21 protein-coding genes are annotated in these 23098 nt (G+C 70.7%); 4 read left to right on the top strand and 17 right to left on the bottom strand.

Features of this window, described 5'->3' with window-relative positions; all coding sequences use genetic code 11:
* Window positions 1–89 precede the first annotated feature (89 nt).
* From ACFV0T_RS32695 to ACFV0T_RS32685, 3 genes are all read right to left on the bottom strand, one after another.
* Window positions 90–824, bottom strand: a complete 735-nt coding sequence (locus tag ACFV0T_RS32695) for a Sir2 family NAD-dependent protein deacetylase (protein ID WP_385787161.1) — start codon at window positions 822–824, stop codon at window positions 90–92.
* A gap of 251 nt (window positions 825–1075) precedes the next feature.
* Entirely contained in the window at window positions 1076–1567 is a 492-nt protein-coding gene (locus tag ACFV0T_RS32690; protein WP_385787158.1) for an NUDIX domain-containing protein, read from the bottom strand.
* A gap of 37 nt (window positions 1568–1604) precedes the next feature.
* Entirely contained in the window at window positions 1605–2732 is a 1128-nt protein-coding gene (locus tag ACFV0T_RS32685) for an ADP-ribosylglycohydrolase family protein (protein WP_385787156.1), read from the bottom strand.
* A gap of 175 nt (window positions 2733–2907) precedes the next feature.
* Between ACFV0T_RS32685 and ACFV0T_RS32680 the strand changes: the two genes are divergently transcribed.
* Complete coding sequence (locus ACFV0T_RS32680; RefSeq protein WP_385787154.1) at window positions 2908–4059, top strand: glycerate kinase; 1152 nt, start codon at window positions 2908–2910, stop codon at window positions 4057–4059.
* A gap of 602 nt (window positions 4060–4661) precedes the next feature.
* Here the strand turns inward: ACFV0T_RS32680 and ACFV0T_RS32675 are convergent.
* Window positions 4662–5534 (bottom strand): oxidoreductase, encoded by an 873-nt coding sequence (locus ACFV0T_RS32675; RefSeq protein ID WP_385787151.1) that lies wholly within the window; start codon window positions 5532–5534, stop codon window positions 4662–4664.
* 160 nt (window positions 5535–5694) lie between these two features.
* On the opposite strand from ACFV0T_RS32675, the gene ACFV0T_RS32670 reads away from it, so the two are divergent.
* A complete protein-coding gene (locus tag ACFV0T_RS32670; RefSeq protein ID WP_385787148.1) occupies window positions 5695–6651 on the top strand; it encodes a helix-turn-helix domain-containing protein in 957 nt (318 codons plus the stop codon).
* 72 nt (window positions 6652–6723) lie between these two features.
* Here ACFV0T_RS32670 and pssA read toward each other — a convergent pair whose 3' ends face one another.
* The 9 genes from pssA to ACFV0T_RS32625 all read right to left on the bottom strand — a co-directional run bounded on the left by pssA (window position 6724) and on the right by ACFV0T_RS32625 (window position 17651).
* Entirely contained in the window at window positions 6724–7542 is an 819-nt protein-coding gene (pssA, locus tag ACFV0T_RS32665; RefSeq protein WP_385787229.1) for a CDP-diacylglycerol--serine O-phosphatidyltransferase, read from the bottom strand.
* A gap of 22 nt (window positions 7543–7564) precedes the next feature.
* On the bottom strand, window positions 7565–8221 hold the full coding sequence (locus ACFV0T_RS32660; protein ID WP_385787145.1) for a phosphatidylserine decarboxylase: 657 nt from the start codon (window positions 8219–8221) through the stop codon (window positions 7565–7567).
* A 170-nt stretch (window positions 8222–8391) separates the two neighbouring features.
* Window positions 8392–9597 carry an acyl-CoA dehydrogenase family protein gene (locus tag ACFV0T_RS32655; RefSeq protein WP_385787142.1) on the bottom strand — a complete coding sequence of 402 codons (1206 nt, stop codon included), beginning with the start codon at window positions 9595–9597 and terminating at the stop codon, window positions 8392–8394.
* Between the two features lie 4 nt (window positions 9598–9601).
* Entirely contained in the window at window positions 9602–10114 is a 513-nt protein-coding gene (locus tag ACFV0T_RS32650) for a MaoC family dehydratase (protein ID WP_385787139.1), read from the bottom strand.
* Window positions 10115–10119: 5 nt separating this feature from the next.
* The gene (locus ACFV0T_RS32645; RefSeq protein WP_385787137.1) at window positions 10120–11079 is read right to left on the bottom strand and encodes an HpcH/HpaI aldolase/citrate lyase family protein; all 960 of its coding nucleotides are present in this window, start codon (window positions 11077–11079) and stop codon (window positions 10120–10122) included.
* On the bottom strand, window positions 11076–13103 hold the full coding sequence (locus ACFV0T_RS32640; protein WP_385787134.1) for a protein meaA: 2028 nt from the start codon (window positions 13101–13103) through the stop codon (window positions 11076–11078). Before ACFV0T_RS32640 ends, ACFV0T_RS32645 begins: the two co-directional genes overlap by 4 nt.
* Window positions 13104–13112: 9 nt before the next feature.
* Window positions 13113–14450 carry a crotonyl-CoA carboxylase/reductase gene (ccrA, locus tag ACFV0T_RS32635; RefSeq protein WP_385787226.1) on the bottom strand — a complete coding sequence of 446 codons (1338 nt, stop codon included), beginning with the start codon at window positions 14448–14450 and terminating at the stop codon, window positions 13113–13115.
* Window positions 14451–14869: 419 nt separating this feature from the next.
* Window positions 14870–15703, bottom strand: a complete 834-nt coding sequence (locus tag ACFV0T_RS32630; RefSeq protein WP_385787132.1) for a TetR family transcriptional regulator — start codon at window positions 15701–15703, stop codon at window positions 14870–14872.
* Between the two features lie 142 nt (window positions 15704–15845).
* Window positions 15846–17651, bottom strand: a complete 1806-nt coding sequence (locus tag ACFV0T_RS32625) for a 3-hydroxyacyl-CoA dehydrogenase family protein (RefSeq protein ID WP_385787129.1) — start codon at window positions 17649–17651, stop codon at window positions 15846–15848.
* A gap of 336 nt (window positions 17652–17987) precedes the next feature.
* Between ACFV0T_RS32625 and ACFV0T_RS32620 the strand changes: the two genes are divergently transcribed.
* On the top strand, window positions 17988–18563 hold the full coding sequence (locus tag ACFV0T_RS32620; protein WP_385787127.1) for an adenylosuccinate lyase: 576 nt from the start codon (window positions 17988–17990) through the stop codon (window positions 18561–18563).
* A gap of 95 nt (window positions 18564–18658) precedes the next feature.
* Here ACFV0T_RS32620 and ACFV0T_RS32615 read toward each other — a convergent pair whose 3' ends face one another.
* From ACFV0T_RS32615 to ACFV0T_RS32600, 4 genes are all read right to left on the bottom strand, one after another.
* Complete coding sequence (locus ACFV0T_RS32615; RefSeq protein WP_385787223.1) at window positions 18659–19159, bottom strand: GNAT family N-acetyltransferase; 501 nt, start codon at window positions 19157–19159, stop codon at window positions 18659–18661.
* Between the two features lie 20 nt (window positions 19160–19179).
* Window positions 19180–19578: a RidA family protein gene (locus ACFV0T_RS32610; RefSeq protein ID WP_385787124.1), complete on the bottom strand. Its 399-nt coding sequence runs from the start codon at window positions 19576–19578 to the stop codon at window positions 19180–19182.
* 58 nt (window positions 19579–19636) lie between these two features.
* Entirely contained in the window at window positions 19637–21241 is a 1605-nt protein-coding gene (locus ACFV0T_RS32605; RefSeq protein ID WP_385787121.1) for an alpha/beta hydrolase, read from the bottom strand.
* A gap of 134 nt (window positions 21242–21375) precedes the next feature.
* Window positions 21376–22452, bottom strand: a complete 1077-nt coding sequence (locus ACFV0T_RS32600) for an Rv2578c family radical SAM protein (protein ID WP_385787118.1) — start codon at window positions 22450–22452, stop codon at window positions 21376–21378.
* A gap of 179 nt (window positions 22453–22631) precedes the next feature.
* Between ACFV0T_RS32600 and ACFV0T_RS32595 the strand changes: the two genes are divergently transcribed.
* Window positions 22632–23075: an SRPBCC family protein gene (locus ACFV0T_RS32595; RefSeq protein WP_385787115.1), complete on the top strand. Its 444-nt coding sequence runs from the start codon at window positions 22632–22634 to the stop codon at window positions 23073–23075.
* Window positions 23076–23098 lie beyond the last annotated feature (23 nt).

The raw sequence follows: 23098 nt of genomic DNA, 5'->3' as shown, positions 1-23098 counted from the left end.
CGCGTACCGGGCGTACGCGGGCGATCCCCACAACGTGGCGAGGCGCCGTGCCAGGCCGCGCGGGCCGGACGGGACTTTCGGAACACGCCCTAGCCGACGCCACCGGCGAGTGCGCGCAGCAGCGCGGGCAGGGCGGTGCCGATGGGGTCGCGGACGACCTCGTCGGCCCGCTCGTCGTAGGGGGTCGGTTCGGCGTTGACGATGATCAGGCGGGCGCCGTGGTCGGCGGCGACGCCGGCGAGTCCGGCGGCGGGCTGCACCTGGAGGGTGGTGCCGACGGCGATGAAGACCTGGCAGGCCTTGCTGATGGCGAGGGCCTCGCCGAGCACGACCGGGTCGAGGCGCTCGCCGAACATCACGGTCGCCGACTTGAGGATGCCGCCGCACGCCAGGCACGGCGGGTCGTCCTCGCCGGCCTCGACGCGGGCGAGGACGTCCTCCATGGGCCCGCGGGCGTGGCACTTCGTGCACACGACGCTGCGGGCGGTGCCGTGCAGTTCGAGCACCTTGCGGGCGGGCAGTCCGGCGAGCTGGTGCAGGCCGTCCACGTTCTGCGTGATCACCCGCACCGGCACCCCGGCCCGCTCCACCTCGACCACGGCGAGGTGCGCCGCGTTCGGCTCTGCCCTGAGGGCGCGGGTCTTGCGCCGCAGCTGCCACGACCGGCGCCGGATCTCGGGGTCGCCCATGTAGTACTCGTACGTCACGAGCTTCTCCGCCTCGGGATCCCGCCGCCACAGCCCGTTCGGACCGCGGTAGTCGGGGATCCCGGAATCGGTGGAGACGCCTGCGCCGCTGAGGATGGCTACGAGGGGCTTGGTCATGGGCCCGAGGGTAGGTCGCCCGGCTGTTCGGAGCGAACCGATATCCGGCGCCTGACGCGTACCCGCGGGTGACGCACCGACGTGCCGGTCCGTCCCGGGGGCGACAGCCGCGCGAGTCACCGGTACGCCCTTGGGGCGACACCTGTCCGAGTCAACCGTATGTCCTGAGGGCGCCCGCTGTCCGCGTCAACTGACCGGGGCCGGCGTGGATTTGGCCCCCGTCGGATCCGTCGAGGGGTGGTGGCGCGAGGTCAGGCGACCCGGTGGCCGTTCTCGAGTTCGGCCGTGCCCGTGCCCTTCGCGAGGACGTCGAGCGCGGCCAGCACGCGGCGGCCCAGGGAGCCGGTGAGATGGTCGGCGAGGTCCTCGCGGGCGACCAGGCGCCAGGACAGCAGCTCCTCCTCCTGGAGGCGGATCGCGCCGAGGTCCTCCTCGCCCAGGGTGCCGCCGTCGTACAGGTACGCCACCAGCGGCGGGCGGCCGGTCCCGTGCACCCAGTCCACCGCGAGCAGCCGGCCGAGCTCACGGTCGAGACCGATCTCCTCGGCCGTCTCCCGGCGCGCGCCCTGACGCGGGGTCTCGCCGTCGTCCGACTCGATGGTGCCGCCCGGAAGCGCCCAGCCCTCCCGGTAGTTGGGCTCGACCAGCAGCACCCGGCCCGCGGTGTCGCGGAAGAGGGCGGCGGCCCCGGCGATGACGCGGGGGAGGCCCGCGATGTACGTGGCGAAGTCAGGAGTGGTCACCGAGGAAGGGTAACCAGCCGGCGCCGCCGCCCCGGGTTCACCGTCCGGATCGCGGTGGGCCCGGCCCGGTCGACCGGGCGGCGGCCGGTGCCGTGCTCGCCCTCCCGGCCAGCCGTACCGTCCGCCGCGCCAGTTCGCTGATCCTGACCCCGTCGAAGCCGAACACCGCGCTGCGGACCGTGTCCTCCAACGGGTCCTTCCACTGGTCCGGGATGGCGTCCGCCCCGGTCAGTACGCCGGCCACCGAGCCCGCCGTGGCCCCGTTGGAGTCGGTGTCCAGGCCGCCGCGCACGGTCAGCGCGATCGTGCGGGTGAAGTCGCCGTCGCCGTACAGGAGTCCGGCGGTCAGGACGGCGGCGTTCGGGACGGTGTGGATCCAGCCCAGCCCCGCGGTCTCCGCGGACACCGTGGTGAGGGTGTCCTCCCAGCTCAAGCGGGTCTCGTGGAGCGAGGCCACCCGGCGCACGGTGCGCGCCAGCCGGCTGCTCGCCGGGATCACCGTCAGCGCGGTGTCCACGGCGTGCCGCACGGTGGGCGCCGTGAAGGCCGCCGAGATCAGGGCCGCCGCCCACATCGCCCCGTACACGCCGTTGCCGGTGTGGGAGAGCACCGCGTCCCGGCGGGCCAGCGCGGCGGCGCGGCGCGGGTCGCCCGGGCAGGTCCAGCCGTAGATGTCGGCGCGGATGAGCGCGCCGATCCACTCCTGGTACGGATTCTCGTACGTCGCCGTCAGCGGCGGTTTGATCCCGTTGGCGAGGTTGCGGTACGCGGCCCGCTCGGCGGTGAACGTCTGGAGGTACGGCAGCCGCAGCAGCCACAGGTCGCCGACCTGCTCGGTGCTGAAGCCGAAGCCGTGGGTCTCCAGGAGGTCCAGGCCGAGGATCGCGTAGTCGACGTCGTCGTCACGGCAGCTGCCGTGGATGCGGCCACGGACGCAGCTGCGCCACTCGGGCCGCAGTTCCGGGCCGTCGTTGTCGCTCGGGGGCTCGGGCAGGTAGTCCGTGAGGGGCAGGGCGGCGGCCTGCCGCAGATAGCGGTCGATACGGTCCCGTGTCCACAGGTCGCCCTGCTCGACCGGTTTGCCGAGCATGTTGCCCGCGATCCGGCCCAGCCAGCCCCCGAGGACGCGGTCGGCGAACTCTGGCTCGGTGCCGACAGGGGTCATGGCTCCGGTCTACCCGATTACGCGGACGGCCGCGCGGGGTTCGCCGCACAGGCTGACGCCGGGAGGGTCCCAGCGTTCGGTCGGGGTATGACGGCGGGGCCGTCCTGCGGTTAAGGTCGCAGCGGCGCGACTGGCCCTGACGTGCGACGGGCCCGGAAAGCAAGGGGAATACGACGTGGCGGACGCTGTAGTGGACAACTCCCGGCGGGTGCTTGTCGCCGCGGACAAGTTCAAGGGGTCGCTGACGGCCGTGGAGGTCGCCGAGCGGGTGACGGCCGGGCTGCGCAGGGTCGTACCGGACCTCCAGGTCGAGGCGCTGCCCGTGGCCGACGGTGGCGACGGGACCGTGGACGCGGCGGTCGCGGCCGGGTTCGAGCGGCGGGAGATCCGGGTCGCGGGCCCCCTCGGGCAGGAGGTGACGGCCGCGTTCGCGCTGCGCGGCGACACCGCGGTCGTGGAGATGGCCGAGGCGAGCGGGCTCCAGCGGCTGCCGGCGGGCGTCTTCGCACCGCTCACGGCATCGACGTACGGCTCCGGGGAACTGCTGCGGGGCGCGCTGGACGCCGGGGCGCGGACGATCGTGTTCGGGGTCGGCGGGAGCGCGACCACCGACGGTGGCGCCGGGATGCTGTCCGCGCTCGGCGCGCGCTTCCTGGACGAGGAGGGCGAGCCGGTGCCGCCGGGCGGCGGCGGGCTGGCCGCTCTGGCCCGGGCGGACCTGTCGGGTCTGGATCCGCGACTGGCCTCGGTGGAGCTGGTGCTCGCCAGCGACGTCGACAACCCGCTGACCGGCCCGAAGGGCGCGCCCGCGGTCTACGGGCCGCAGAAGGGTGCCTCGCCGGACGACGTGTCGACGCTGGACGCGGCGCTGGCGCACTACGCGAAGGTGCTTCAGGACGCGGTCGGCGCGCGGGCCGCGGAGTACGCCGTGGCGCCGGGGGCGGGTGCGGCGGGCGGCATCGGCTACGGCGCGCTGCTGCTCGGTGCGCGCTTCCGGCCCGGCATCGAGGTGATGCTCGACGTCCTCGGCTTCGCGCCCGCGCTGGAACGGGCCTATCTGGTGATCACCGGCGAGGGCTCCCTGGACGAACAGACCCTCCACGGCAAGGCCCCGGCGGGTGTCGCGGCGGCCGCCCGCGCGGCGGGCAAGGAAGTCGTCGCCGTGTGCGGCCGGCTCACGCTGCCGCCCGAGGCGCTCGGCCGGGCCGGGATCCGGCGGGCCTACCCGCTCACGGACGTCGAGCCGGACGTGGCGAGGTGCATCGCGGAGGCGGGGCCGATCCTGGAGCGGGTCGCGGCGAACATCGCGCGGGACTTCCTGGCCTGAGGCGGGTACGGCGGGCGGGGCGCGGGGCGGTCGGTCGACGCGCCCCCTTCCCTCCCGGCCGCCTACGCCCCGGACCTGGCTTCTGCCATCGGGCCGTCCGGATCTGCCTTCTGCCACCCGGGCGACCGGATCTGCCTCCGGCCACCGGGTTCGTCCGCCCGGCGGCCTGTCCGTGCTTCGGCATCTGTCACCTGGACCGGCCTCGTGCGACTGGTTCGTCCGCTGGGCGGCCTGTCCGTGCTTCGGCATCTGTCACCTGGACCTGCCTCGTGCGACCGGTTCGTCCGCTCGGCGGCCTGTCCGTGCTTCGGCATCTGTCACCTGGACCGGCCTCGTGCGACTGGTCCGTCCTGCTCGGCGGCCTTCCGTGCTGCCCGCGTGCTGCCCCCGCTCGGCGGCCAGCGTGCCGCCCCCGCTCGGCGGCCTTCCGTGCTGCCCGCGTGCTGCTCCCGCTCGGCGGCCAGCGTGCCGCCCCCGCTCGCTCCGTGCCCGCGCCGGACCGACCGTGTTCGCGTCCGCCCGATGCCGTGGCTCACCCGTGCCCGTGCGCGCCCCGGGCCCGTGCCGTCGCCACGGGCGTCCTGTGCCCGCTCCCGCCCCGCTCACCGCCCGATCGCGTCCAGCTCCACCAGCGCGTCGGACGGCAGGGACAGGTCGGCGGCCGCGATGTTCTCCCGGAGGTGGGACACGGACGAGGTGCCCGGGATCAGGACGATCGTGGGAGAGCGGTGCAGGAGCCAGGCCAGGGCCACCTGCTGGGGGGAGGCCTCCAGACGGGCGGCGACCTTCGTCAGCGTCTCCGACTGGATCGGGGTGAAGCCGCCCAGCGGGAAGAACGGCGCGAAGGCGATGTTCTCCGCCGCGCAGCGGTCGACCAGGGCGTCGTCGTCACGGTGGGCCAGGTTGTAGAGGTTCTGGACGCTGACCACGGGCGCGATCGCCTGTGCCTCGGTGAGCTGCTTCGCCGAGGCGCCGCTGAGGCCCAGGTGGCGGATCAGCCCCGCGTCGCGCAGCTCGGACAGCGCGCCGAACTCCTCGGAGACCGGCTCCTCGTCCGGTGTGTCGTGGGAGCCGACGCGCAGGTTGACCACGTCCAGGACGTCGACGCCCAGGTGCGCGAGGTTCTCGTGGACCTGCTTCACCAGGTCTGCCGGGTCCCGGGACAGGATCCAGCTGCCGTCCGCACCGCGGCGCGCGCCGACCTTCGTGACGATGCGCAGGTCCGCCGGGTACGGGTGCAGGGCCTTCCTGATCAGCTCGTTGACGACCGTCGGGCCGTAGAAGTCGGCCGTGTCGATGTGGGTGATGCCGGCCCCGACCACCGCGCGCAGCACCGCCACGGCCTGGTCGCGGTCCTTCGGCGGGCCGAAGACGTTCGGTCCTGCCAGTTGCATGGCGCCGTAACCCATGCGGGTGAGCGTCAGACCCTCGGTGGGTGTGACGGTTCGCGTTTCACCGCCGGTGTTCGCGGTCATGTCGTCCTGCCTCTCGCGCTTTTCCGGTCATGCGAGCCGTTCGGGCTCTCGTCGGACATGTGCCAGATTGCTGCACGGCGGCTGGGCGCGGCAGTGCCCCGCCGATCCTGGTAGTGACAGGGACAGGCACCCGGGTGAGGCTCCGCCGTACGGTGGGGACATGGACGGGACGAACGCACTCGGCGAGTTCCTGCGGGCGCGCCGGGCCCTGGTCCGGCCCGCGGACGTGGGGCTGCGCGGCAGTGGCCTGCGAAGGGTGCCGGGACTGCGCCGCGAGGAGGTCGCCCTGCTCGCCGGCATCAGCTCGGACTACTACCTCCGCCTCGAGCAGGGACGCGACCGCAATCCGTCGGTGCAGGTACTGGAGGCCGTCGCCCGGGTTCTGCTGCTGGACACGGACGCCTCCACGCACCTGGTCGGGCTGGCGCAGGCCCGGCCCTCCGAGCCGCGCCGCCGGGCCGCCGAGGGGGGTCGGGGCGGTGTCGCACGGCAGCGGGAGCGGGTGCCGGTCAGTCTGCTCCAGCTGATCGACGGCTGGACCCACAACCCCGCCTACGTCCAGAACAAGTTCACCGACGTCCTCGCGGTGAACGCCCTGGCCACCGCGCTGTCACCGAACTACGCCGTCGGTGTCAACCTGCTGCGCGCCGTCTTCCTCGACCCCGCCGAACGGGAGCTGCGACGGGACTGGGAGGAACTCACGGAGGGGGGTGTGGCGTCGCTGCGGGCCCAGGTCGGGCCTGACGTCGACGATCCTCGGCTGCGGGAACTCGTCGAGGAGCTGTCCGTGCGCAGTGAGCGATTCCGGTACGTGTGGGGCCGTCACGACGTGCATCCGAAGCGGGGGAGGGTGAGCCGGCTGACGCATCCGCAGGTCGGCGAGATCGAGCTGCACTCGAACAAGATGTCGGTCGACGGCGCCGGCGGTCTGACGCTCGTCGTCTTCCACGCGGAACCCGGCAGTCGCAGCGCCGAACTCCTGAACATCCTCGGCAGCCTCGCGGCACCGGCACCGGCACCGGCACCGGCACCGGCACCGGCACCGGAACCAATGCCAATGCCCGCACCCGCGCCCGAGCCTCACGAGTCCGGCCACCACCCCGTCCAGGAACAGTAGGGAACAGCGGAAGGGCCCCGAACCCTTCGGTCCGGAGCCCTTCCACGTCGTACGTCATTGCGCGTACCGCCGCTACGGCAGCTGTGCCGCCCGCGCCTCGCGCCGGTTGTCGCGGAAGTTGTTCACCCGGCGGGCCGTGGCGAACAGCGGGATCACCGCGCCCATGACCAGCTGGAGCGCACAGCCTGTCTGCAGGAGCAGCTGACCACTGGGGGCGTCGAACGCCCACGCGGCCAGCAGGCCCATGCTCAGCACGATCCAGCCGAGCATCGCCCCGGCGAGCCGGCCCCGGGGCTTGGGGTACTCGACGCGGCTGACCATCAGCCACGCGGTGCCCAGGATCGCGAGCAAGGTCGCCACGAACGGCAGCTCGAGCAGCACGATCGAGACCACCGTCAGCGCGCCGAACGGGCTCGGCATGCCCTGGAACATGCCGTTGCGCGGGGTCACGCAGGAGAAGCGGGCCAGACGCAGGACGACCGCGAGCAGCACCACGATCGCGCCGAGCGCCGCCATCCTCTGGTGCGCGTCGTCGGCGACCATGCCGTAGACGAGGACGAAGTAGGCCGGCGCCAGGCCGAAGCTGATCAGGTCGGAGAGGTTGTCCAGCTCAGCGCCCATCGGGGAGGAGCGGAGCTTCCTCGCCACCAGGCCGTCGAAGAGGTCGAACACCGCCGCGCAGAGCATCAGGATGACCGCCGTGGCCGCGCTGTGGCGGGCCATGCCGGATTCCTGGCTGCCGGTGAGGTGCGGGATCAGGATGCCGGTGGTGGTGAAGTACACCGCCATGAAGCCGCACGTGGCATTGCCGAGGGTGAGGGTGTCCGCTATCGACAGGCGCAGAGAAAGAGGCATCTCCTCCTCTTCGTCGACCTCGTCGGCCTCGGGCACCCAGCCCGCCTGGGTCTCCGGATCAATCACGGTCAATGCGAGTCACCCCAGCCACGGTCTTCTGACCGACCTCGACCGCGACCTCCACGCCCTCGGGCAGGTAGATGTCGACGCGCGAGCCGAAGCGGATCAGACCGATCCGGTCACCCTGTTCGACCTTCGTGCCCTGCGGCACGTAGGGGACGATGCGGCGGGCGACCGCACCGGCGATCTGAATCATCTCGATGTCGCCGAGTTCGGTGTCGAAATGCCAGACTACGCGCTCGTTGTTCTCGCTCTCCTTGTTGAACGCCGGGACGAACCCTCCGGGGATGTGCTCGACCGAGGTCACCGTGCCGGCGAGCGGGGCGCGGTTGACGTGGACGTTGAGCGGGCTCATGAAGATCGCGACGCGGGTCCGGCCGTCCTTCCACGGCATGATGCTCTGCACCACACCGTCGGCGGGCGAGATGACCCGGCCCCGGGAGATCTCGCGCTCGGGGTCGCGGAAGAACCACAGCATGCCCGCCGCGAGCGCGGTGGCGGGCACGGCGACGGCCTTGGCGGCGCCCGAGCGGCGTGCGCGGACCAGGCTGAGGGCTGCGGTGGCGACGGTCGGGAGAAGCCACGGCGATGCTCCGCGCGCGAGGCGTACGCCGACCAGGCTGTCGCGAGGTGCAGAGGATTGGCTGTGGGGCATGGATGACCTTCGTAGCGGATGATGCCGCGCTATATCAGGGGACGGCGGCTTTCCGGCGATCGTAGCGGCTAAGAGCCGCAACTGGGTAAGTCAGGAAGCGGAGTCGGCAGCCGAGCTCCGTTGACGGGGTGTGATCTTCTTCTCGAAGAAAACACCCCGTACTCGGACAATCAGCCCTGGAATCGATACTCTTCGAGCAGCCTGCGCCCGATGATCATCTTCTGGATCTCGGCGGTACCTTCACCGATCAGCAGCATCGGTGCCTCCCGGTAGAGGCGCTCGATCTCGTACTCCTTGGAGAAGCCGTAGCCGCCGTGGATCCGGAAGGCATCCTCCACGACCTCCTTGCAGTACTCGGAGGCGAGGTACTTCGCCATCCCCGCCTCGAGGTCGTTTCGTTCCCCGGAGTCCTTTTTGCGGGCCGCGTTCACCATCATGGCATGGGCGGCCTCGACCTTGGTGGCCATCTCGGCCAGCTTGAACTGGATCGCCTGGTGCTGGGCGATCGGCTTGCCGAAAGTGTGGCGCTGCTGGGCGTAGCGGACGCCCAGTTCGAAGGCGCGCTGAGCGACACCGCAGCCACGGGCCGCCACGTTGACCCGGCCGACCTCCACGCCGTCCATCATTTGGTAAAAACCTCGGCCGGTGGCCCCGCCGAGCACGCGATCGGCCGGAAGGCGGAGGCCATCCATGATCATCTCGGTGGTGTCGACACCCTTGTAACCCATCTTCTCGATCTTGCCCGGGATGGTGAGGCCGGGGCGGACCTCGCCGAAGCCGGGCTCCTTCTCGATCAGGAAGGTCGTCATCGACTTGTGGGGCGCGGTGCCCTGCGGGTGTCCTTCGTCACTTCGCACGAGAACGGCCACGAGGGACGACGTGCCGCCGTTCGTCAGCCACATCTTCTGGCCGTTGAGGACGTACTCGTCGCCGTCCCGCACCGCCTTCGACGTGATCGCCGAGACGTCGGAGCCCAGGGCCGGCTCCGACATCGAGAAGGCGCCGCGGATGTCGCCGGCCGCCATCCTCGGCAGGAAGTGGTCCTTCTGCTCCTGCGTGCCGTGCTGCTTGAGCATGTACGCCACGATGAAGTGCGTGTTGATGATGCCGGACACGGACATCCAGCCACGGGCGATCTCCTCGACGCACAGCGCGTACGTCAGGAGCGACTCGCCCAGACCCCCGTACTCCTCGGGAATCATCAGCCCGAAGAGGCCCAACTCTTTCAGGCCGTCCACGATCTGCTGCGGGTACTCGTCGCGGTGCTCCAGCTCGGTCGCGACCGGGATGATCTCCTTGTCCACGAAGTCGCGGACGGTGGAGAGGATCTCCTGCTGGATGTCGGTCAGACCGGCGGTCTGGGCGAGTCGGCTCATGGCTCTACTTCTCCTGCTCCTTGAGCTCCGGGCGCCCGGGCTGCTCGCCGCCGCGCTCCTTGACGTACGTCTCGGTCGGGACCATCACCTTGCGCCGGAACACGCACACGAGCGTGCCGTCCTGCTTGTAACCCTTGGTCTCGACGTGGACGATGCCCCGGTCGTTCTTCGACTTCGAGGGCCACTTGTCGAGCACGGTCGTCTGGCCGTAGATCGTGTCACCGTGGAAGGTCGGCGCCACGTGCTTGAGCGACTCGATCTCCAGGTTGGCGATCGCCTTGCCGGAGACGTCCGGGACGGACATGCCGAGCAGCAGTGAGTAGACGTAGTTCCCGACGACGACGTTCCGGCCGAAGTCCGTCGTCTTCTCCGCATAGTTGGTGTCCATGTGGAGCGGGTGGTGGTTCATCGTGAGGAGACAGAACAGGTGGTCGTCGTACTCCGTGACCGTCTTTCCCGGCCAGTGCTTGTACGTCGCCCCGACCTCGAACTCCTCGTAGGTGCGTCCGAACTGCATCGCGCTCAGGCCTCCGGGATCTCGAACGTGCTGGTGCGCCGCATGCCGGCGGCTCGGCCCTTGCCGGAGACGACCAGGGCCATCTTGCGGCTCGCCTCGTCGATCATCTCGTCGCCGAGCATCGCGGAGCCCTTCTTGCCGCCCGCCTCGGACGTGTAGTAGTCGTACGCGTCCAGGATCAGCTCGGCGTGGTCGTAGTCCTCCTGGGAGGGCGAGAAGATCTCGTTGGACGCCTCGACCTGGCCCGGGTGCAGCACCCACTTGCCGTCGAAGCCGAGGGCCGCGGCGCGGCCGGCTACCTCGCGGTAGCCGTCGACGTTGCGGATCTGGAGGTAGGGGCCGTCGATCGCCTGAAGGTTGTTGGCGCGGGCGGCCATCAGGATCTTCATCAGGATGTAGTGGTAGGCGTCCGCCGGGTAGCCGGGCGGCTGCTCTCCCACGACCAGCGACTTCATGTTGATCGACGCCATGAAGTCGGCCGGGCCGAAGATGATCGTCTCGACCCGCGGGGACGCCGTCGCGATCTCGTTGACGTTGTTCAGACCCTGGGCGTTCTCGATCTGCGCCTCGATGCCGATCCGGCCCACCTCGAAGCCCATCGTCTTCTCGATCTGCGTCAGCAGCAGGTCCAGCGCCACGATCTGCCCGGCGTCCTGCACCTTCGGCAGCATGATGCAGTCGAGGTTCGGGCCCGCGCCCTCGACGACCGTCACGACGTCCCGGTACGTCCATTCGGTGGTCCAGTCGTTGACGCGCACGACGCGTGTCTTGCCGGTCCAGTCGCCCTCGTTGAGGAACTTGACGATGGTGTGGCGCGCCTCCGGCTTGGCGAGCGGCGCGCACGCGTCCTCCAGGTCGAGGAAGACCTGGTCCGCCGGCAGGCCCTGGGCCTTCTCCAGGAAGCGGGGGTTGCTTCCCGGCACCGCGAGACACGAGCGGCGGGGGCGCAGACGGTTGACGGTCATGCGGGGACCTCCAGGGGGTCGAGCTTGTTCGCTTTGCGGATCTCGTCGACGATACGGCCGATGATCCCGGTGATGTCGAAGTCCTTCGGGGTGAAGACCGCGGCCACTCCGGCGGCCCTGAGCTGCTCGGCGTCGGCACTCGGGATGATCCCGCCCGCGATCACCGGGATGTCGGTCGCGCCGGCCTCGCGCAGCCGCTCCAGCACGTCGGGCACGAGCTGGGCGTGCGAGCCGGAGAGGATGGAGAGGCCGACCGCGTGCACGTCCTCGGCGAGGGCCGCGTCCACGATCTGCTCCGGGGTCAGCCGGATGCCCTGGTAGACCACCTCGAAGCCGGCGTCACGGGCCCGCACGGCGATCTGCTCGGCACCGTTGGAGTGCCCGTCCAGGCCCGGCTTGCCGACCAGGAAGCGGAGCTTGCCGGAGCCGAGTTCACGGGCGGTGGCGTCCACCTTGCGGCGGACCTCGGCCATGGCCGAGCCCGCCTCGGCCGGGACGGCCACCGGCGCGGACGACACACCGGTCGGGGCGCGGAACTCCCCGAACACCTCCCGCAGCGCCCCCGCCCACTCGCCGGTCGTGACGCCGGCGCGGGCGCACTCCAGGGTGGCCTCCATGAGGTTGCCGGTTCCCTTGGCGGCCTCCTTCAGGCGCTCCAGCGCCTTGCAGGGCCGGGGGTGGTTGAACGGCGGCTGGTAGCGCGTGTCGCGCCAGTTCCGGAGCGACTCGACGACGCGGGCCTCGACCGCCGGGTCGACCGTCTGGATCGCCGTGTCGAGGTCCGAGGTCAACGGGTTCGGCTCGGTCGTCTCGAAGACGTTGACGCCGACGATCTTCTCCTGGCCGGACTCGATACGGGCCCGGCGCTCGGCGTGCGAGGAGACGAGCTGCGACTTGAGGTAGCCGGACTCGACGGCGGCCATCGCGCCGCCCATCTCCTCGATCCGGTCGATCTCCGCGAGGGAGTCCTCGACGAGCTGCGCGACCTTCGCCTCGATGACGTGCGAGCCCTCGAAGATGTCCTCGTACTCCAGCAGGTCGCTCTCGTGCGCCAGCACCTGCTGGATGCGCAGCGACCACTGCTGGTCCCAGGGGCGGGGCAGACCCAGCGCCTCGTTCCAGGCGGGCAGCTGCACGGCACGCGCGCGTGCGTCCTTCGACAGCGTCACGGCGAGCATCTCCAGCACGATCCGCTGGACGTTGTTCTCCGGCTGCGCCTCGGTCAGCCCCAGGGAGTTGACCTGGACGCCGTAGCGGAAGCGACGCTGCTTGGGGTCCTGGATGCCGTAGCGCTCGCGCGTGATCTCGTCCCAGATCCGGCCGAACGCCCGCATCTTGCACATCTCCTCGACGAAGCGGACGCCCGCGTTCACGAAGAAGGAGATACGGGCGACGACGTCACCCTTGCGTTCCTGCGGGATCTGGCCGGACGCGAACACCGCGTCCAGCACGGCGATCGCGGTGGACATCGCGTAGGCGATCTCCTGGACCGGTGTGGCCCCCGCCTCCTGCAGGTGGTAACTGCAGATGTTGATGGGGTTCCACTTGGGGATGTTGTTGACGGTGTAGCAGATCATGTCCGTCGTCAGCCGCAGCGACGGCACCGGCGGGAACACGTGCGTGCCCCGCGACAGGTACTCCTTGACGATGTCGTTCTGGGTCGTCCCCTGGAGCAGGGTGACATCCGCACCCTGCTCCTCCGCGACGACCTGGTAGAGCGCCAGCAGCCACATGGCGGTGGCGTTGATCGTCATCGAGGTGTTCATCTGTTCCAGGGGGATGTCCTGGAACAGCCGGCGCATGTCACCGAGGTGCGCGATCGGCACACCGACCCGGCCGACCTCGCCGCGGGCGAGGATGTGGTCGGAGTCGTAGCCGGTCTGGGTCGGCAGGTCGAACGCGACCGACAGACCGGTCTGGCCCTTGGCGAGATTGCGCCGGTACAGCTCGTTGGACGCCTCGGCCGTGGAGTGACCGGCGTAGGTCCGCATCAACCACGGCCGGTCCTTCTGACGCTCGCTCATGAGTGGACCTCAGATGTTCCGGAAACGGTTGATGGCGTCGACGTGCTGGGCGCGCAGCTCCTCGTCGCGCACGCCCATGCCTTCCTCGGGGGCCAGGCACAGCACGCCGACCTTGCCCTGGTGGAGGTTGCGGTGCACGTCGTAGGCGGCCTGTCCCGTGTCCTCCAGGGAGTAGACCCTCGACAGCGTCGGGTGGATCTTGCCCTTCGCGACCAGCCGGTTGGCCTCCCAGGCCTCGCGGTAGTTGGCGAAGTGCGAGCCGATGATCCGCTTCAGCGACATCCACAGGTAGCGGTTGTCGTACTCGTGGTTGTAGCCCGAGGTCGAGGCGCAGGTGACGATGGTGCCGCCCTTGCGCGTGACGTAGACGGAGGCGCCGAAGGTCTCGCGGCCGGGGTGCTCGAAGACGATGTCGACGTCCTCGCCGCCGGTCAGCTCGCGGATGCGCTTGCCGAAGCGCTTCCACTCGCGCGGGTCCTGGTTGTGCTCGTCCTTCCAGAACTTGTACCCCTCGGCGTTGCGGTCGATGACCGCCTCGGCGCCCATCGCCCGGCAGATGTCGGCCTTCTCGGGGCTGGAGACCACGCAGATGGGCGTGGCGCCGCCGGCCAGCGCGAACTGTGTGGCGTACGAGCCGAGTCCGCCGCTGGCGCCCCAGATGAGGACGTTGTCGCCCTGCTTCATGCCGGCGCCGTTGCGGGAGACCAGCTGCCGGTACGCGGTCGAGTTCACCAGCCCCGGCGCGGCGGCCTCCTCCCAGCTGAGGTGGCCGGGCTTCGGCATCAGCTGGTTGGACTTGACGAGCGCTATCTCGGCGAGACCGCCGAAGTTGGTCTCGAAGCCCCAGATGCGCTGCTCGGGGTCGAGCATCGTGTCGTTGTGGCCGTCCGACGACTCCAGTTCGACGGACAGACAGTGGGCGACGACCTCGTCGCCCGGCTTCCAGGCGTTGACGCCCGGCCCGGTGCGCAGGACGACGCCCGCGAGGTCGGAGCCGATGATGTGGTACGGCAGGTCGTGGCGCCTGGTGAGCTCCGAGACCCTGCCGTAGCGCTCCAGGAAGCCGAACGTCGACAGCGGCTCGAAGATCGAGGTCCACACGGAGTTGTAGTTGACCGAGGAGGCCATGACGGCCACCAGGGCCTCGCCCGGGCCCAGCTCGGGCAGCGGCACCTCGTCGAGGTGCAGCGACTTGCGCGGGTCCTTGTCGCGGGTCTCCAGACCCGTGAACATCTCCGTCTCGTCCTTGTGGACGGTCATCGCGCGGTACGACTCGGGAAGCGGAAGAGCGGCGAAGTCGTCCGGCGTCGATTCCGGCGACTGGATCGCGTCCAGGATGTCCTTCATGGTCACGGTTTTGCCTCCGGCGGTGAGCGCCCTGAGGGAGGGGCGCTGAGGGTTACGTCGGTTGCTGCTGAGGGGGTGGAGAGGTGCCGTCGGTTCGGCGGGGGTGGTGCTTCGGCAGCGCTTTGTGGCGCGGGAGGTTGCCTGTGACGCAGGCGTCCGGGCGCGCGAACCGGGTGGTTGCGGGGACAGCCGACGTACGAAGGATCTCTGCACGCCGGCCGCCCGGACCACTTCAACGTATGGCACTGCGTGTCACGTGGCAAGGCACGGGGTGCCAAAACTTGCTCTCAAATGAAATCTTCACGTAACAAATGAGCGATGATCGATCGAACGGCCTCGGAAATCTGCGCGAAAACGGGCTCTGACATGCCAAAACGGCCACCCGATCGGGTGGCCGTTGTCACAGGGGCGACGGGTGGTCAGCGCTCCCGGAGCGCCTCCTCGATGGTCCGCATGACCTCGTCGAGCGGGGCGTCGGTGCGGGCGACGGTCACCAGGACCTCGCCCTGGCGGGAGACCGCCGCCGGGGCCGCCGCCGGCTGGGCGGCCGAGCCGCGCCCGGCGCCGATGCCCGTGCCGAACGTCCTGCGCACGATCGAGAACGCGTGGTCGAGCTGGGACTCGACGTCGCCCTGGCCGCCGGCCCGCAGCCAGCGCCGCAGGACGTGGTTGTGGGCGGTGACCACGGCGGACGCGGCGACCTCGGCGAGCAGCGGGTCGTCGTTGGCGTCGTCGTCGTGCGCGTGCTCGTCGAAGTGGCCGAGCAGATAGCGGGTGAACAGGCGCTCGTAGCGGGCCACCGAGGCGATCTCCGCCTCGCGCAGGGTGGGCACCTCGCGGGTCAGCTTGTAGCGGGCGACCGAGATCTCCGGCCGGGCCGCGTACATCCGCATGACCTCCTTGATGCCCCGGCACACCGTGTCGAGCGGGTGCTCGTGCGCGGGCGCCGCGTTGAGCACCGCCTCGGCGCGGACCAGCGTGTCGTCGTGGTCCGGGAAGATCGCCTCTTCCTTGGAACGGAAGTGACGGAAGAACGTGCGGCGAGCGACCCCGGCCGCGGCCGCGATCTCGTCGACGGTGGTCGCCTCGTACCCCTTCGTCGCGAACAGCTCCATCGCGGCGGCCGCCAGTTCGCGGCGCATTTTCAGCCGCTGGGCGGCGGCACGGCTGCCCGCGGCACTCTCCGGTGCTTCGGGCGTAGCCGGTGTACGTGAGGACTTGGCGGGCTGGGGCATGCCCCGAACGTACTGCATGTGCGCAGCCTGATGCGCAGGTCCGGGGTTTCCCCCGCCCCGGCCGGGCACGGCCGGCGCGGGCCGGGCCGCCGGGGCGCAACCGCCCGGATCGAGCAGCCCGCCCCAGTCCGTGTCCGACCGGAACCAGTCGCCGGGACGCTCAGCGGCGGGCATATTCGCGGAATCCCCGGCCCGTCTTGCGGCCGAGGCAGCCCGCGGCCACCAGGTGCTCCAGGAGGGGTGCCGGGGCCAGGCCCGGGTCGCGGAACTCGCGGTGCAGGACCTTCTCGATGGCCAGCGAGACGTCCAGGCCGACGACGTCCAGGAGCTCGAAGGGGCCCATCGGGTAGCCGCCGCCCAGCTTCATCGCCGCGTCGATGTCGTCCAGGGACGCGTAGTGCTCCTGCACCATCTTGATCGCGTTGTTGAGGTACGGGAAGAGCAGGGCGTTCACGATGAAACCGGCCCGGTCGCCGCAGTCGACGGCGTGCTTCCTGATCCGCCCGCAGACCTCGCGGACCGTCGCGTGGACGTCCTCCGTCGTCAGCACCGTACGGACGACCTCGACCAGCTTCATCGCCGGGGCCGGGTTGAAGAAGTGCATCCCGATCACGTCCTGCGGACGCGAGGTGGCACGGGCGCACGCGACGACCGGCAGCGAGGACGTGGTGGTCGCCAGGACCGCGCCCGGCTTGCAGACCTTGTCCAGCGTCGCGAACAGCTGCCGTTTGACCTCCAGGTCCTCGGCGACGGCCTCGACGGCCAGATCGACGTCAGCGAAGGCGTCGTAGGTGCCCGCCGCGGTGATCAGGTCCAGGGTCTTCGCGGCGTCCTCGGCGGTCATCCGGCCCCGGTCGACGGAACGCGAAAGCGACTTGCCGATACGGGCCTTGGCGGCCTGCGCCTTCTCCTCGCTGCGGGCGGCGAGGACGACCTCGTAACCGGCCTTCGCGAAGACCTCGGCGATGCCGGAGGCCATCGTGCCGGATCCGGCCACACCGACGGAGCGGACCGGACGGCCGGGGGTGAGCTCGGCGCCGTCCAGCGGCGTCAGCGCGTCCCGCACGACCTCGGCGCTGCCGGGGGCCTCGTACGTGTAGAAACCGCGGCCCGACTTACGGCCCGTCAGACCGGCCTCGCTGAGCTGCTTGAGGATCGGGGCGGGGGCGTGCAGCCGGTCGTGGGACTCGGCGTACATGGCCTCCAGGACCGTGCGCGCGGTGTCGACACCGATCAGGTCGAGCAGGGCGAGCGGGCCCATGGGCAGCCCGCAGCCGAGCCGCATCGCGGCGTCGATGTCCTCGCGGGAGGCGTACTTCGCCTCGTACATCGCGGCCGCCTGGTTGAGATAGCCGAACAGCAGCCCGTCCGCGACGAATCCGGGGCGGTCGCCGACCGCTACCGGCTCCTTGCCGAGCTCGATCGCCAGGTCCGTGACGGCGGCGACGGCCCCCGGCGCGGTCAGCACGGACGAGACCACCTCGACCAGCTTCATCGCCGGGGCCGGGTTGAAGAAGTGCAGACCGAGCACGCGCTCGGGGTGCGCCGAGTCGGCGGCCAGCCGTGTCACGGACAGCGCGTTGGTGCCGGTGGCCAGGATCGTCCCCGGACGCACGACGCCGTCGAGCTCGCGGAAGATCTGGTGCTTGATCTCGTACGACTCCGGCGCCACCTCGATGACCAGGTCGGCGTCGGCGGCCGCGCTCAGGTCGGTGGAGGTGCGGACCCGGGCGAGGACGTCCACGCGCTCCTGCTCGGTCATCCGGCCGCGTTCCACGGCGCGGGCGGTGGAGCACTCCAGGGCGGCGATCGACCTCGCGGTCAGCGACTCGCTGACGTCGATGCCGACGACCTCGCGACCGGCCCGGGCGAGGACTTCGGTGATGCCGGTGCCCATCGTGCCGAGGCCGACGACGGCAATGGTCTTGAGCGGGGACAGAGGGGTGTCGGACAGGGGAGTGGCCATCGCGGGACTCCAGGAGAGAGGGTGACGACTGGAAGCGCGCCGGTACGCCGACGAGGGCGCAACGGGATGCGTGAGGAGTGCGGGTGTTGTCGGGCTGCGAGCGCACACGCCCGATGTCGGACCGACCGGCCCTGTCCCGGAGCCGGGTCCTGCTGCGGTGCACGTGGGCACCGAACCGACCGCTCTCGCACCGGCTGCGTCACCAGGCCGGCACGAGGAGAAACGCGAGTGGGTAACTCGCTCGTCTGAGCTTAACCCGTGAGTAACGAGCGCGCCAGCCCCCCGAGTTTGTGATGTAGGTCCCGAGAGCCGCGCGACACCCCTAATCTCGGCTTCATGGACGAAGAGTCGCGATCGCTCACGGAGCGCTTACGGCGGGAGTCGGGCGGATCGGCCGCTTTCGAGCGGCTGGCGGCGACCGGGGATCACGACGAACTCGCGGAGGTGCTCACCGCTCCCGCACAGCCGCTCTGGGCGAGGGAGCTGGCCGCGTTCCGACTGGGCCTGACCGGCGACCGCCGGGCCTTCGAGGCGCTCGTCCTGCTGCTCAACCACCGCGATCCCCCGCGTTGTGCCTCCGCCGCCTACGCCCTCGCCCGGCTCGACGATCCCCGTACCGCCCGCGCGGCGGCCGCCCTCGCGACCAACGAACTGCGTGTGGCCTACGCCCTGCACCCGGTCCGGCTGCTGGTGGAACTGCGCGCACCGGAATCCGTGCCGGCGCTCATCACCACGCTGCGCCGCCGGTTGCGCCCGCACGATCCCTACCGCCGGGTGGCCCTCGCCTGTGTGGAGGGGCTCGGGGCCCTGGGCGACACGCGCGCCACACCCGTGCTCGACGAGGCGCTCGCCCACCCGGCGCTGGCCGAGGCGGCGGTGCACGCCCTGGCCCGCATCCCGCGCCAGCGGTGAGCGGCCAGCCGCTAGCCGCCAGCCGCCAGCCGCCAGCGGTCAGTGGTCAGGGGCCAGCGGTCAGCCGTCAGCGGGGGTCCGTGATTCGTGGTCCGTCAGCCGGTCAGCTTCCTGGCGTACCGCACCTCGGGCACCTCCACGCCGTCCACCTCGTAGGGCTCCTCGGTGCCGTCCGCGTGGAAGCCCGCCCGCTCGTAGAACCGCCGGGCGCCGGTGTTCTCCTTCAGTACCCACAGGTACATGTACGTCGGCCCGGAGGCCGTGCGCTGGCGCACCGCCTCCGCCAGCAGGGCCCGGCCGACGCCGGCGCCGTAGTGCTCGGGGTGTACGTAGATCGCGTACAACTCGGCGTCCGCGGTGCGCACTTCCTCGTCCCGGTACGGTCCGTGCGCGGCCCAGCCGACGACCTCGCCGGCCCGCTCGGCGACCAGGTTCACGACGCTGCCGTCGCCCTGCGTGAACCAGGTGCGGCGCCGCTCGGCGTCCCGCGACACGCTGAGGCCGTCGAGGTGGGACTGCGGCATGAGGCCCCGGTACGCGGTCTGCCAGCCCCGGACCCGGATCTCGGCGACCCGGTCGCAGTCGGCGAGGGTCATGTCCCGGACGACTGGGCGGGTCACGCGCCCACCACCGCGAACGCCTCGATCTCCATCAGGAACTCGGGGCGGACCAGGGCCGCCACCTGCACGGCCGAGGCGGCCGGGAGCCGGTCCTCGGGTATGTGCGCGGCGCGGGCCGCGCGGACCGCGGGCATATGGGCCATGTCCGTGACGAAGTAGGTGAGTTTGACGACGTCGCCGAAGTCCGCCCCGGCGGCGGCGAGACAGCGTTCCAGGTTCCGGAAGACCTGGCGGGCCTGGGCCGCCGGGTCGCCCTCGCCGACGAGTTCGCCGTCCTCGTCGACCGCGAGCTGGCCGGAGACCGCGACGAGGCGGCCGGTGGCCATGACGACGTGGCTGTACTGCGCGGCGCGGGCGACCCCGTCGGGGGCGGCGATCCTGGTCGGTTCACTCATGCGTCCATCGTGAACCATGGGACGGACAACGCCCCCGACGGGTCCCGGTCCGGCGGTGTCAGCCGCGGAAGCCGAGCAGGCCGTGCAGGGTGGAGCCGCGCGCCGACGTCGACGCCGCCTTGGAGGTCAGCGGCTTCGGGTCGGGCAGGGTCTTGCACACCGCGTCGGCCTCGCCGTCGCCGCGTGGCACTCTGCCGTCGGTCAGGTACGCCGCCAGGTGCTTGTCCAGGCAGGTGTTCCCGCTGAGCGTGATGCCGTGGTTCCCGCCGCCCTGTTCCACCACCAGGCTGGAGTGGGCCAGGAGCCGGTGGACCGTCGCGCCGCCCTGGTAGGGGGTGGCCGCGTCGTTCGTCGCCTGGAACAGCAGCGTCGGCGGTAGTTTGCCGTTGGCGACGTTCACCGGCCGCTGCGCGTCCGTCGGCCAGAACGCGCACGGCGCGTTGTACCAGGCGTTGTTCCAGGCCATGAACGGTGCCTGTTCGTGCACCGCCCAGGTGTCCTTGCGCCACTGGCCCCAGTCGCGCGGCCAGGAGGTGTCACGGCACTGCACCGAGGTGTAGACGCTGTAGCCGTTGTCGCCGGAGGCGTCGACGGCGGCGAAGTTCTCGTACGTCTCCACCAGCGGAGCCGAGTCCTTCTTCGTCACGTACGCGGAGAACGCCTCGGCCAGATAGGGCCAGTAGCCGTTGTAGTAGCCGCCGGGCATGAAGGTGTCCTCCAGCTCCGAGGCTCCCACCTTGCCGCCGGCCGGCTTCTTCGCCAGCGCAGCCCGCATCGCGTACCACTTGGCCTCGACCTTGGCGGGGTCGGTGCCGAGCTTGTACGTCGAGTTGTATCGGGCGATCCAGCTCATCAGCGCCCGGTGCCGGTCGTTGAAGGCGTGGTCCTGCCCGAGGTTGTCGTCGTACCAGACCCCGGTGGGGTCGACGATCGAGTCGAGGACCAGACGGCGGACGCGCTGCGGGAAGAGCTTCCCGTACACCGCGCCCAGATACGTGCCGTACGAGTAGCCGAAGTAGTTGATCTTCTGGGCGCCGAGGGCCTGCCGGATCGAGTCCATGTCCCGTACGGCGCTGATCGTGTCGATGTACGGCAGTACGCGCGCGTACTTCTTGCCGCACGAGTCGGCGAACGCCTTGGCGCGCGTGAGGCTCGCCTTCTCGATGGTCGCGGTGGTCGGCACGGAGTCCGGGCGCACCGGTTTGAAGTGGCCCGGCCGGCAGTTGAGCGCGGGCTCGCTCGCGCCCACCCCGCGGGGGTCGAAGCCGATCACGTCGTACTGCGCCGCCACCGCCTTGGGCAGCGAGGACGCGACGAACCCGGCGAGCGACAGTCCGCTGCCGCCCGGGCCGCCGGGGTTGACGAGCAGGGGGCCCTGGTACTTCTTGGCGGTGTGCGGGACCCGGGACAGCGCGAGCGAGATCTGCCGCCCACGCGGGTTCGCGTGATCGAGCGGCACCTTGAGGGACGCGCACTGGAGCGTCGGATTGTCGGTGGTGCCGCACTTCTTCCAGGTGACCTTGGCGGCCTTGGTGACCTTGCTGATGTCGGCGGCGTGGACGGTGTCCGCGGTCTGCGACGGGCGCGCGTCGGCGGGCACGGCCGTGAGCGTTCCGGCCACGACGACGGCGGCACCGCACAGCACGGCTGCGCGTTTTCTCATGGAGTCCTCCCAGGACGGAGGGGTCGGACCGCGAGGTTCACGATCCACGCCGCATCGTCCCGGAAAGTCCGCCCGGAAGAACGCGTTCTGGCAATACTTGACCCAATTGGTCCGCCGGATGCCCTCGAACGCTCTCAGATCAGCGAGAGTTGCGTCGGACCGGACATCGGCTCCGGGGCTGGACCGGACATCGGCTCGGACAAGGGCGGCTGCTCGGGCTCGGCGGGCCGGATCCGCCTGCCCGCTCCCGCGCGCGAGGGTCCGATGCCGTACTCCTGCGCCAGCTCGTGGACCTGACGGGTGATCCGGCGCTGGTACCACTTCGGCGCGTAGGCCCCCTCCGCGTACAGCCGCTCGTAACGGCGCACCAGGTGTGGATGGTGCCGCGTCAGCCAGGCGGTGAACCACTCGCGGGCGCCGGGGCGCAGATGCAGCACGAGCGGGGTGACGGAGGTGGCCCCGGAGGCCGCGATCGCCCGCACGGTGGCCCGCAGTTGGGCCGGGTGGTCGCTCAGGAAGGGGATCACCGGCGCCATCAGCACACCGCAGCCGATGCCGTGGCCGGTCAGGGTCCGTACGACGTCCAGCCGGCGCTCGGGGGCCGGGGTGCCCGGTTCCACGGTGCGCCACAGCTCGGGGTCGGTGAAGCCGACGGAGACGGAGATCCCGACGTCGGTCACCTGCGAGGCCCGCACCAGCAGGTCGAGGTCGCGCAGGACGAGGGTGCCCTTCGTCAGGATCGAGAACGGGTTCGCGCGCTCGCTCAGCGCGCTCAGGATGCCCGGCATCAGACGGTAACGCCCCTCCGCGCGCTGGTAGCAGTCGACGTTCGTGCCCATCGCGATGTGCTCGCCCTGCCAGCGGCGCGAGGCGAGCTGGCGGCGCAGCAGCTCCGGCGCGTTGACCTTGACCACGATCTGGCTGTCGAAGCCCAGCCCGGTGTCGAGGTCCAGATAGCTGTGCGTCTTGCGGGCGAAGCAGTACACGCACGCGTGCGTGCAGCCCCGGTAGGGGTTGACCGTCCACTCGAAGGGCATCCGCGAGGCGCCCGGCACCCTGTTGATGATCGAACGGGCCCGGATCTCGTGGAAGGTGATCCCGGCGAACTCCGGTGAGTCGAAGGTACGGGTGGTCACCGCGTCCGCCCCGAACAGCGCGGCTTCGGCCGCGCGCTCGTGGCCGGACTCCGCTGCGAGGTTCTCCCAGCGCATGACACCTCCTCGGTAGCACTGCCCCCAGATTAGAACACGTGTTCCCATGATCGTGCGACAGCCTGTTCCGATCACCTCGTGCATCCCGTTCGATCACTTCCGAGACCCCGATTTGGGTGGCGGGGAGAAGGGTGGTTGGCTTGCGCCAACCCCGAGAACTCAGGTGCTGGAGGAAGTCAATGGCGCAGGTCGAGGCCACTACGGAGCGGGTCGTCGCGGCGGACGCGGAGAAGGTGTTCGACGCCCTCGCCGACTACACCGGCACGCGCGCGAAGCTTCTGCCCGAACACTTCAGCGAGTACGAGGTGCGCGAGGGCGGCGACGGCGAGGGCACGCTCGTCCACTGGAAGCTCCAGGCCACCAGCAAGCGCGTGCGGGACTGCCTGCTGGAGGTCAGCGAGCCGACCGACGGCGAGCTGGTCGAGAAGGACCGCAACTCCTCCATGGTCACCACCTGGCGGGTCACCCCGGCCGGTGAGGGCTCCTCCCGCGTCGTCGTGACCACGGTCTGGAACGGCGCCGGCGGCATCGGCGGCTTCTTCGAGAAGACCTTCGCGCCCAAGGGCCTCGGCCGGATCTACGACACGGTCCTCGCCAAGCTCGCCGCCGAGGTGGAGAAGTAATCCCTTCCGGGCCCAAGGAAGCC

The organism is Streptomyces sp. NPDC059582 (assembly GCF_042735715.1).
Classification (GTDB): Bacteria; Actinomycetota; Actinomycetes; order Streptomycetales; family Streptomycetaceae; genus Streptomyces.
This window is presented reverse-complemented; position numbering and strand designations above follow the sequence as displayed.